At 36.7% G+C, this 12,642-nt stretch carries 3 protein-coding genes; all 3 read left to right on the forward strand.

Annotated features, from left to right (window positions below):
- The first annotated feature begins 10 nt into the window (after positions 1-10).
- Genes JNUCC41_RS12355 through JNUCC41_RS12365 form a run of 3 tightly spaced genes read left to right on the forward strand, consistent with a single transcriptional unit; the run spans position 11 to position 12,572 of the window.
- A complete protein-coding gene (locus tag JNUCC41_RS12355; protein ID WP_192207822.1) occupies positions 11-7,549 on the forward strand; it encodes a non-ribosomal peptide synthetase in 7,539 nt (2,512 codons plus the stop codon).
- A gap of 11 nt (positions 7,550-7,560) precedes the next feature.
- Entirely contained in the window at positions 7,561-7,827 is a 267-nt protein-coding gene (locus JNUCC41_RS12360; protein ID WP_192207823.1) for a phosphopantetheine-binding protein, read from the forward strand.
- Between the two features lie 26 nt (positions 7,828-7,853).
- Entirely contained in the window at positions 7,854-12,572 is a 4,719-nt protein-coding gene (locus JNUCC41_RS12365; RefSeq protein ID WP_192207824.1) for a non-ribosomal peptide synthetase, read from the forward strand.
- Positions 12,573-12,642 lie beyond the last annotated feature (70 nt).

Here is a 12,642-nt window from a genome sequence, read left to right on the forward strand (position 1 = left end):
GGGGAAAATGATGAAGATGAATTCTTTAGCGAATCTATTTGAAGAAAGTGTTAGGGAATATGGAGACAATATTGCAGTAAGAAATAAGGATCAGCAATTTACTTATAAAGAAACGAATATCTTGGCAAATAAAATGGCGATGTACATAAAAAACAAAGGGATAAATAAAGGTGATAATGTCGGAATCTATATTGAAAAGTCGGAGCATGTTTTATTTTTAATCATAGCACTCCTTAAATTGGGGGCTACCTATGTACCTATCGACCCTAAAAGTCCTGATGAAAGAGTAAAGCATATAATAAAGAACTCAGAATTGAAGTTATTGATTGGGGATAAAGGCCGGATTAGCGGCATTGATTGCAATTATGTAACCCTCGATGAAGTGATAGAGAATTCAAATGATATAACCGGTGAGAATTTCCATATCTTAATTGATCCAAAGGATCCAGCCTATATCATTTTCACATCGGGCTCTACTGGTAAGCCTAAAGGAGTTTGCGTTTCACATGAAAATGTCATGAACTTGTTTTTAGGCTGCGACGGTTTGTTCGAGTTTAATAATAAAGATATATGGACATTTTTCCATTCCTACGCATTTGACTTCTCCGTCTGGGAGATGTGGGGGGCTTGGATATATGGCGGAGAAGTTGTAGTGGTTTCATTTGAGGAAAGCAGAAATCCAATATCCTTTGTTGATTTATTGATAAGTACACAAACAACCGTTTTCAATTGTACACCAAGCGCTTTCTTCGAGGTGATTGGTGAGCTCATAAACCGACAAAATGAATTAAGTTTAAAATACATCATTTTTGGAGGGGAAGCATTAAACTTCAAGAAATTGACACAGTGGTTTTCTCCCGAAAATGACAGGCTGCCAAAGTTAATAAATATGTACGGAATAACTGAAACCACCGTTCATGTAACATACAAACACATCACTAAGAATGATGTGGAAAAAGGAATTACGAATATCGGAAAAGTCTTGCCTCATCTTGGGTTCAAGGTGATGAATCAAAATGGAGAAGAAGTAACTGGAGATGAAGAGGGCGAGTTATACGTTTCAGGAAAAGGTGTTTCGCTAGGCTATTATAAAAATACCATGATGAATAAGCTGAAATTTACGGATATTGATAATGTTCGCTACTATAAGTCAGGGGATGTAGTGAAAGTTTTGGATGATGGTGATCTGCAATATATCGCCAGGAATGATGAGCAAGTGCAGTTAAGAGGTTTCAGGATTGAATTAGGGGAAATAGAGAGCTCGTATAATGATTTGAAAAACATCAGGAATGCAGTCGTTACGATGGATAAAGCGTTTAATGATGATATGCACTTATTTTTATACTATGTTGCTGATGAAGAATTAGCTGCTGATTATTTGAGGGAAAGTGTAAAGAGCTCATTGCCAGCCTATATGATCCCAAGCTTTTTTATCAAGGTGGACAGCATCCCCCTAACGGTAAATGGCAAGCTGGATAAATCCTTATTACCCAAATTCGTCATAAAAGACAGTGAAGCTCCATCAAATATCGAGAGTCCAGTGGCTGAAACAATTAGTGAAAAAGTAAGAGAATTGGTTGGTGGCATCATAGGCAATGGGGTTATAAAAAATAATCAGTCCCTACTTGAATGTGGAATGAACTCATTATCGATAATGAGATTAATTGTCAATATTAAAAATCAATTTCAAATTGAAATGGCTCCTTCAGTTTTATTGGAGAACGACACGATTATGAAATTATCCCGAGTCATAGAAACTCGTCAAAAAGAAGGGGGAAAGCAAGATTATACACCGATCAATATTAATGCCAGAAATACATACCCTTTAACATATGAACAAGAAAATTTGTGGTTCATTCACCAAACCAATGCAGACAAGTCGTTATATAACATCGTTTTTTCGTATGAAATATCAGGTGAAGTGAATGAAGGAAATCTGGAACTATCTTTAGATAAGCTAAGCAATAAACATCAAATTTTAAAAAGTGTCATTAGAGAAGAAGCTGGAATGGGCACCTTGGCTTTCGATGAGTCGATTCATCATGACATTACCTATTTCGATGTTTCGGATCTTCCTCTAGACATGCAGGAAGAAAAAATAAATTACTTGGTGAAGGAAGAAACGGAAAGGCAATTTGATTTAGGAAATGGTCCCCTCTTATCGATTGCGCTAGTGAAGACAAATGAATGTGAATATCAATTATTATGTAACATCCACCATATTATTTTTGATGGTTGGTCGATTCCATTAATGATCAATGATTGGTTTTCCATTTATGAGGAAATCAAGAATGGTGAACGAAATGATAGAAATAACCAATCAATCCAATATGGAGATTATGCTTTATGGCAAAAAAACTCGCCAAATTATGTAAGTGGTAAGGATAATGAGTTCTGGAGTAATGAAATAACTGCATTACGGCAAAAGTCTTTATTACAATATGATCATCAAAAAACCGGAGAAGGTAAAAGCACTTCCGATATTATCAGCTTTTCGTTACCTAAAGAAATTCAAAACAACCTGGAAAGTCTTCATAAAAAAACGAAATCGACTTTGTTCATGAGTTTACTTACTGCCTATCAAACCTTTTTATCAGTGTACTTTGATGAAGAGGAAGTTGTCGTCGGGAGTCCTTTGGCAAAGAGAAACCATGTGGACACTGAACAATTGATAGGATATTTCGTTAACACATTGCCCTTTAAATTAAATGTATCCCAGGAAGATTCATTTGAAGAAATTTTGCGGAAAAATATAAAAAATATTGCAGGTGTTTTTGACCATCAAAATTTACCTACTAAGGAAATTTTGAAATATTTATCGGCAGAAAGAACCATGGAAACTACGCCATTATTCGATACAATATTTGTCCTGCAAAATAACCAGAAAGAAAAGCTGGCATATAGAAATTTCACGTTAAAGCCGAAAAAAATCAATACCTTTAAAGCTAAATTTGATTTAGTTGTTCAGGCAGAAGAAATGGATGGGGATGAAATATTCATTTCGTTTGAATTCAACAAATCATTATTTAATAAAGCGACGATTCAAAGAATGGCTAGTAATTTTCAGTATTGGCTGCAAGAGATTACAACCGAGGGAAACAAGAAGATAAAGGACATCACCTATTTAGAGCCTGCACAGTTACGATCGATAATCGAAATGGGTACAGGCAATGTAAATCAAGAAGTGGAAGATCATCGTTTTGAAGATGTAATTGCTAGGTTTGAGAATAAAGTACGTACAAATTTCAATGATGTTGCCATTGTTCATGGTGATGACCAGGTGACGTATAGCGAGTTAAATGCCCGGGCAAATCAGGTGGCACACCGATTATTCCGGAACCATGTAAATGTAGAAGATAGAATCGGGATTTTTATGGATCGATCGATCAATATGGTTACGGCCATTTTAGCCATTATGAAAGTTGGGGCGGCATATGTGCCTTTGGACCCGTCACAACCAGAGTCACGGCTGAAACATATGATTGAGGATTCTCAACTCACATATTGTTTAAGTAATGAAGAAGGACTTTCAAAGTATCCCGGTGATGAAGGGAAACTAATATGTATCGAAGACATACTAAAAGAGCGGGAAATTGAATGCGAAGAATTCGTTTCAAGAAAGATATCGGAAAGTGATCTGGCCTATATCATCTACACTTCAGGAACAACAGGTAAACCTAAAGGGGTCATGATTGAACATGGAGGGTTGGCTAACCTCTGTAATTGGCATATCAATTATTATTCTGTCGATGGAAAAGATGCAGCAGTACTAGTTTCGAATACATCTTTTGATGCTTCCGTTTGGGAGATATTCCCTTACTTGGCAAATGGGAATAAACTCCTGATATTGGATTACTATGATTTATTGGATGTAGAAATCCTTTCGGAGAAGTTAGAAAAGGAGAAAGTCACACTCGCGTTTTTTTCAACGGGACTGCTCGAGCAATTATTTATCAACGATATGAAATTTCCAGAATCAATCAGAGCCATTTTGACAGGGGGAGATCGTTTAAAAACGATACCCGATCATTTGAACTTTGATTTATATAATAATTACGGGCCGACTGAGGGCACCGTCGTTTCGACAGCATATAAGGTACTTCCAAGTGATGATACTGTGATTCCGATCGGAAAGCCGATCTTAAATGCAGAAGCATATGTGTTCAACACCAGGATGAAGCCAACTCCTAAGGGTCAAATAGGAGAGCTGTATATCGGCGGGAGAGGCATTGCAAGAGGATATATAAATAATCCGGAGAAAAACGTTGAAAGCTTCATCCCAAATCCGTTCAATCCTTCAAGGAAGCTATATAAAACAGGGGATTTAGTTAAGTATACCGAGGATGGAAATTTACTATTTGCAGGCAGAGCGGATGACCAAGTGAAAATCAGGGGATATCGTATCGAACTTGGCGAGATCAGTGCCGTTCTAAATAAATGCACAGGTATAAAGGATTGCTTTATAGCGATAAAAGATGAATCTAAGGCAAAGAAATTCATCATTGCTTATTATATATCCGACAATGACCTGGAAGAAAATTATATCCGGGATTATATGAAGAATCATCTTCCCCAATATATGATTCCTTCTTATTTCATTAAAATGGAGTCATTTCCGCTAACGGTTAACGGCAAAGTCGACATGAAGAGTCTGCCGGATACTAAAACGAATACGGAAGGAACCGACAACAAAAGTGCCATTAATGAAACGGAACAAAAATTGTTAAAGATATGGAAAGAGGTACTGAATAATCAGGAAATAACCATCTTTGATAACTTTTTCGAATGTGGGGGAGACTCCATCCTAAGCATTCAAATTTGTTCACTTGCCAAGAAAGAAAATCTTTTCATTACTTCAAAAAACATCTTTGAAAAACAAAGCATCGAAGAGCTGGCAAAGGTTGTGGAATTGACTGGCGATTTAACGATAAATCAGTCTGATGTTTTTGGAAAGGCGCCATTTACACCTATTCAAAATTGGTTTTTCACTCAACAAATAAATAATTATAATCATTGGAATCAATCTGTAACGTTAAAGGGCTACCCGAAGATGAATGAGAAACGGATGCAAAAGATCATGGCTCATATCGTTAGGCATCATGATGTGCTGAGATCAAGGTTCAATAAAGATGAAGCATTTTCGAAAGTGGAAAAGCATATCGACCCGACTGAAAATTGGACTATGAATTATGTAAATCTATCGAATGTGAATAAAGATGGACAGGAACGGGAAATAGCTAGACTCGGGAACGATGCACAGCAGGGCATGAACATTTCAAACGGTCCACTGATGAAAATTGAATGCATCAATACTGGCCAAAATGAGCATGTAATCATTTGGATCATTCATCACTTACTTGTTGATGGGGTTTCCTGGAGAATCTTGATCGAAGATTTTGATCGGCTATATATTCAGGATGTCAACGATCAAGAACTAAAACTGGATAATAAAACGACATCATATAAGGAATGGGCGAATAATCTAAACCAATACAAAAATAGCATTCCATTAGGCATTAAAGAGTACTGGCAGAATGAATATGAGGCAGTAAACGAAAGTGCCCTAGTCAAAACAGGGAATGTTTACGATGGAAAATCATTTGAATTGAAGCTGAATAAAGAGATTACAAACAAAATCTATAATGAAATGACAAAAGCGTATAAAGCATCCATTGATGAAATATATTTATCCATTTTCGCAACGCTAATCGGGAATTATTTTAATAAAAAGGATATTCATTTCACTTTGGAAGGACATGGTCGCGAAGAATTATTTGCAGGTGTCGATTTGTCCAGGACAGTAGGATGGTTTACGACTATGTGCCCGGTTTATATAGAAAATAAAGAAACCATTTCGAACACGATTCAAGGTACAAAGAAAAAGTTAAGGACACTGCCTAATAAAGGGATCGAGTATGGGATCCTGACCGAATTATGTGGCGAGACACATATGAAACGAAATAGGCCGATTATCAGTTTTAATAATTTAGGGAGATTTCACCAAAGTAATGAATTGGCTGCAAAAGAGGTCATCTTTTTTAGTGAACAAGATATTCAACATAATGCCTATACCGAGCATGAAGTCGATATTGAATTGCTTGTAGTGAACGAAGAGCAAACTATAAAAATAAACTATAACAGACATTTCGTAAAAGAAGATTTTGAGAGATATATTCAACGCAATTTGCCGGAATTGTTAAGGGCATTGGAAGAAGAAACAAAATTGGTAAAACAGATGTACCGTCCGGAGGACTTTCCATTGTTGGATATGCCTGAAGAGGAACTTAACCAACTACTGCGCAAAGAAACAGGAATTGTTGATATTTATGAATTGACTGCTTTGCAAAAAGGAATGTTGTACCATAGCTTGTTTGATAGTGAGAGCAGCCAGTATAAAGTGCAACTCATATTTGATATTAACGGTTTCCTGGACGTCGAAAAATTAAAGAATGCCATTGCGACAACGGCAGGGAAACATGACATTTTAAAAACGAAATTATATTCGAGTAAAAAAGGGTTATTCTACCAACTGCTAATGAATTCCGTGGATACCGAGATTGAATATGAAGAAATAATGGAACAACAAGAAAAGCTGGAAAAGTTGTTAGCGGATCAATATAAGATGATAGATATCGAGAACAATAGGTTGAATCGCTTCATGATCGTTAAGCATACGGACAATGAATACCAATTAATATGGACATTCCACCATATTATTATGGATGGCTGGAGTTATTCGATGGTTATTAATGACATCTTTAATTCTTATCATTCAATAACACCATCATCATCCGGTAGTGCTTCATTTAAAGAGTATGTTGAATATATGAAAGGTTATACGAGTAATGAGGAGCTGCGGAAATATTGGGCAGGGAAATTGGAGGGTGTCCGAAATTCCGGATCCAGTATAACGGGAGTATTGGAAGGCGAGGGATACATTGAAGATGGTTACTTGAAAGTACTGGATGAGGAATTGATTAATACCATACAACGATTCTGTCAGGAATACAAGATTACCATGAATACTTTCTTTCTAACTATATGGCTAGCCACTTTAAAAGAAGTAAAAGGTACGGAAAATGTATGCTGCGGCGTAGTTACATCCGGCAGGAATATCCCAGTCCGGAATATTGGGGCCATGGTTGGTCCATTTATCAATACTGTGCCATTTATAAAGCATATCAGCCAAGAAAAGACTTACATTGAGCTGCTCGATGAAGTTCAAAAAGAGTTTTTGGAACTAAGTGCCTATGAGAATACACCATTATCAGAGATTTATGAGTGGGCTAATTTGGAGAATCATTTGTTTGAATCATTATATGCCTTTGAAAACTATCCTATGGTACTAGCTAATAATGATGAAATCATTGTGAGTTTGAAAGAAGGACGGGAAACGACCCATTATCCAATCGTCATTATCATCACCCCTGGTTCAAGTGTTCAAATTAAGTTTAATGAGGCAGCGGTCACTTCAAAGTTAAGGTCATCAGTCCTTTCTATATTTAATCGAATCTTAAGCGAAATGTTAGAAAAAATGAAAGTTAAGTGAGGGGAATATATATGGGAACAACTATTGCTGTGAAGGAACGGTTAATTGAGGAAAAGCTTATAGGATTTTGGAAAGAGATTTTAGAACAAGAAACGATAGGTACAGATTCCAACTTCTTTGACTTAGGCGGGAATTCCCTTTTAGCCATGCAATTCATTCAAATGGTGAAGAATAACATGGGAGTGAAATTGCCAATCAAAGTGATGTTCGAACAATCAACCATCCAGGAACTATCCTTACTTATCAAACAATTGGATGATATTAATAAGTTAGGTTGAATGGAAAAGAATTGAGGTGTTTTTCTATGAACAGGATAATCAGTGAAACGGAAGATAGGCTATTAAACTTGATTTCAATTGTTATCAAACCTTTTAAAATTTCACTAATGGAGGATATGAATGAATCACTAAGCACAAATGAAAAAAAAGATGAGTTCTTGTCTTTGATAAAACGGGAGTTTGGTATTCAATTAACACCGGAAATCATTTCAAGTCAATGGAATATAGAAAAGCTGGCAAGTTTTCTGGACATGCTCATCAGCATGAGGGAAGTCGAGGTAAATAAGCCTTATAAACGTGGGAAAAGTGAAGGGATGCTATCTCATAATCAAGATCGGATGTATCTGTTTGACAGCCTGAATGAAAGGAAAATGCTCTATAATATGCCATTTAAATTCATTTTAAATGGCATAGTGGACATCGATGACCTGCAACAGGCATTAGATTTCATGATTGAACGTCATGAAACATTGCGAACCAATTTCAAGGGTGAAGAACATCAAATCCTTCAATTCTTATCAAAAAAAAGCAGAAACATAATTGCCTATGAGGACTGTCGGGAAGTAGATCCCGAAGTCAGTAATATAATGGTCACCTCCCATCTTACTGAAGAAATGGAAAGATGTTTCGACCTGGAAAATGATCATTTATTTAATATGAAACTATTTCGAATTGACGAAGAAAAGCATTATTTAGTATGCAATTTCCACCATATCATTTTTGATGGAGTATCGTTTGTCACCTTTTTCGAAGAGTTAATGGAGATTTATGAAAGAATTCAAACGGGCAAGGTTGGGGATATTCCTCCTCTGGACATACAATATTTAGATTATGCTGTCTGGCATAAGGAGTGGGTCAAGGAAAGTACGCCAAGCCAAAGGAGGTTTTGGGAGAGTTATTTAGATCAAGAGGAAGACGCATTGGAACTTCCATTTGACTTTCAACGTCCAAAATCACCTTCATACTCAGGTGGAAGGCTGGAAATGGCGATAACGGACGAACTCCGTGTATTGATAGACAGGATTTTAAAGGAGAAGGGCACGACTTTATATGCTTTTATGATGACAGCTTATCAAGTGTTTTTAAGTCAATATACCGGGAAGAATCAAATCATTGTCGGGAGTACCGTGGCAAACCGCGGCCAGGTAGAATTTGCCCGGACAGTTGGATGCTTTGTCAATACGCTGCCATTGAAGCTGACCGTGGATGCCACAGAATCATTTCATGAAATATTGAACCGAAATCGTAAAGTGATTTTTGATGTATTGGAACATCAGGCCTTTCCATTTGAAAAAATCGTTGAAATCATTAATCCGGACAGGGATCTCAGCCATTCTCCATTGTTCCAAACAGCACTGGCAATGGAAGAAAGCTTTGATGGGAACTTTAACAATTCATTCTTCACTCTTGAACAAGACAAATTCGAAATTCCTTATTCAAATTATGACCTGACCATAAAAGTGAAAGGTTCCCATAACCTGATCCTAGAGTTTGAGTATTCCGATGAACTTTTTAGACGGGAAACAATTGAAAGACTCATGTTGAGTTTTGAAAAATGGTTATTCCAAATTTGCAGAAATGGCGATAGACCTATACGTCTTTTGGAGCATTTAGATGACAATCAAATGAATCAATTGTTATTTGATTGGCAAGGTGAGGTTTCGGATGCACATCAAAATGAGACGATCACCTCTATATTCGAAAGAATCGTTAAGAAGCATTCGAACAAATTAGCCGTTGCTGATAATGGTAAGTCCATCACCTATTCGGAATTAGATCAACGATCAAATGTGATTGCTAAATTGCTTAGAAATAATATCGAAAATGGCTCCAATAAGGTAGGCCTGCATGTAAACAGATCGATTGATATGGTGATAGGCATGTTGGGAATCATTAAAGCCGGATGTGCATATGTTCCGCTTGATCCCATGCTGCCAGCTGAAAGGTTGGAATATATCATCAATGATTCGAAAATGGATATATGCATTACGAATCAAATTGAGGTTCCTGCCTTAAAAAAAATAGCTAAAGTGATCAATCTTGAATCCGTCCATTACGTGGATACCGATTGCTGTAACGAATCGATTGCGCCATCCGATCTGGCTTACATAATCTATACTTCGGGAACGACTGGAAAACCTAAAGGTGTCATGTTATCCCATAGAGGAGTAGTGAATTTAATAATAAGCCAAAACAAGTACTTACAACTTGATGAGACCTCTAGGGTATTACAATTTGCCACTTTTAATTTTGACGCTTCCATCTATGAGATTTTTGGAAGCTTATTAAATGGTGCAGAGCTGCATATCGGGAATAATAAGGAGGAAATGTTTGATTTATTCGCTTTGGAAAATCAAATCAAAAATGAAAAGTTAACTCACCTAGTATTGCCGCCTGCAGTTTTGCAAGAACTCAATATTGAGGAATCTGATGTGAAGTTCGTTGGTTCGGCCGGATCTGAATGTCCAATAGCTTTGCTGGATCGCTATCGAAATATAAACTTTTATAACGCCTACGGTCCAACGGAATATTCAGTATGGACCACGATTGAAATGTTTAAAGCGTTCGAAAACAATGAGACTGCTAATAATAAAGTATCGATAGGAAAACCTATCCTGAATACTGATATCTATTTACTAAGTCCGGAGCAAAAGCTTGTCCCGATAGGTGCCACAGGGGAAATATATATTGGTGGTGAAGGGTTAGCTGTTGGCTATGTGAATAATGATGATTTAACGAAAGAAAAGTTCATTGATCATCCTTTTAAATGTGGAAAGCGTTTATATCGCAGCGGCGACCTTGCAAAATTCACGAGTGATGGTGAGTTGATTTTTCTGGGGCGTAAAGATAATCAAGTGAAAATAAGAGGTTTCCGGGTGGAAGTTGATGAGATTTCGGTCAATCTCAATGCGTATCCTCAAGTAAGTGACTCATTCATTAAGGTTCAGGATCAGCCAAACTTAAATAAACAAATAATCGCTTATTTCACATCCAAACAACAAGTTGATTATGACCACTTAAAAGCATTTTTAAAAGAGAGATTACCAAGTTACATGATTCCTTCCTTCTTTATGCAAGTGGATAAATTTCCGTTAAATGCAAATGGGAAAATTGATTCAGCGCTTCTACCGGTACCCGTAACTAGAAGCAATACATTGGAAGAACCTGAGACGATCAATGAGAAAGTGCTTCTTCAAATTTTTAAGACGGTACTAGGGCTGGATGACATAAGTATCCGGGATAACTTTTTTGAACTTGGCGGTGATTCCATTCAGAGCATTCAAATATGTTCTCTAGCAAGGCAGGAAAATATAATCATCAGTCCAAAATCCATTTTTGAAAATCAAACGGTAGCAGAGCTGGCAGCGATCGCGAAAACCGAAAATAAGGTCATGATTCAACCAATAGCCACTAGGGGGAATGTGGAACTGACCCCCATCCAAGAATGGTTCTTTGCAGAACACACGACTTCCATCAATCATTGGAACCAGTCCATTGTTTTTAGTCAAGATTCCTGTGCTCAAATGGAGGACATTGAAAAAATTCTATCTCAAATCGTGGAACATCATGATGGATTGTTAACCCTATTTAAAAAACATGAAAATAAATATATCGGGAATATAGACTCAAAACATAAAACATGGGAGTTAGTCTATAAGGATTTACATCATTTAGATGATGAAACGCGAATAAGAATGAGAGATGAATGGGAAAGTAAGGCTCAGCGTTCATTGGACATAAGTAATGGACCGATCATGAAAATGCTTGTTTTAAAAGAACAATCAAACAAGTATCGCTTCTTTTGGGTAATCCATCATTTATTGATTGATGCAGTTTCCTGGAGAATTTTACTTGAAGATTTCAATGCTCTCCATGATCAAGCATTGAACAATCAAACAGGGAAGCTTACTTATAAAACTTCATCATTCAAAGACTGGTCAAACTTCTTGAAAAAATATAATGAATCGTTGATGGACCCTGAAACAATCCGTTATTGGGAACAAAAAACAAAAAGTGAAATAACGGATTTTAAGGTAGCGGAAGACTTTATAGCTAAAGAAGAAAGAACAATGGAGAAATCATTCAGTGAAGAAGAAACTGAATTATTGATCCAGGAATTTTCAAGGCAATCAAAAGCGACTGTGGAAGAAGTATTGTTGTCATTAATTGCAAAGAGTTTTAAAAAATCTTTTGAGGTGAAGAACTTCTGGATCGAAGTAGAAGGGCATGGCAGGGAAATGGCGGATGAAACAATGGATGTTACTCGGACCGTTGGCTGGTTTACTGCGATGTATCCGATATTGCTGCATTCAGGAGAGACATTTGATGACACTTTAAAAAACACGAAGAATGCTATAAGGGAAATTCCAAATAAAGGTTTTGATTATGGCGTTATCAAATATTTACGCCCTGGGGTCATTAAGGAGCCGGATATCCACGTTACTTTTAATTATTTAGGAAAATTGGACTCCCAATTTGAATCATCCAAAAGCAGGGACTTTGGTGAGTTTGAAAAAAAACCAAAAATCCATTTCCTGGCATTGATCCAGGACGGAAAACTATCAATAAAAATAATCTCAAAATTAGCTGAAGAAAAGATGAACTTAATAATAGAAGCTATTGGTAATGTCGTCATGGAAATCAAGGGAACTGAATTTGACCAAGCTTCTTTAATAGAAAGTGATTTTCCAGATGCGATGCTTACTGAGGAAGATTTGTTTCATATATTGAATTCCAATAAATAAGGGGTTAAAGAGTTTAATAGAATGATTGCAGTCGGCAGATATGGATGACACAAGAAAATGGAATCGGGAG

Source organism: Brevibacillus sp. JNUCC-41 (genome assembly GCF_014844095.1).
Classification (GTDB): domain Bacteria; phylum Bacillota; class Bacilli; order Bacillales; family DSM-1321; genus Peribacillus; species Peribacillus aracenensis.

Bases quoted from the DNA above. Each gene is read 5' to 3' on its own strand.
- JNUCC41_RS12360 (WP_192207823.1), top strand. From the start codon at position 7,561: ATGGGAACAACTATTGCTGTGAAGGAACGGTTAATTGAGGAAAAGCTT.
- JNUCC41_RS12355 (WP_192207822.1), top strand. From the start codon at position 11: ATGAAGATGAATTCTTTAGCGAATCTATTTGAAGAAAGTGTTAGGGAA.
- JNUCC41_RS12365 (WP_192207824.1), top strand. From the start codon at position 7,854: ATGAACAGGATAATCAGTGAAACGGAAGATAGGCTATTAAACTTGATT.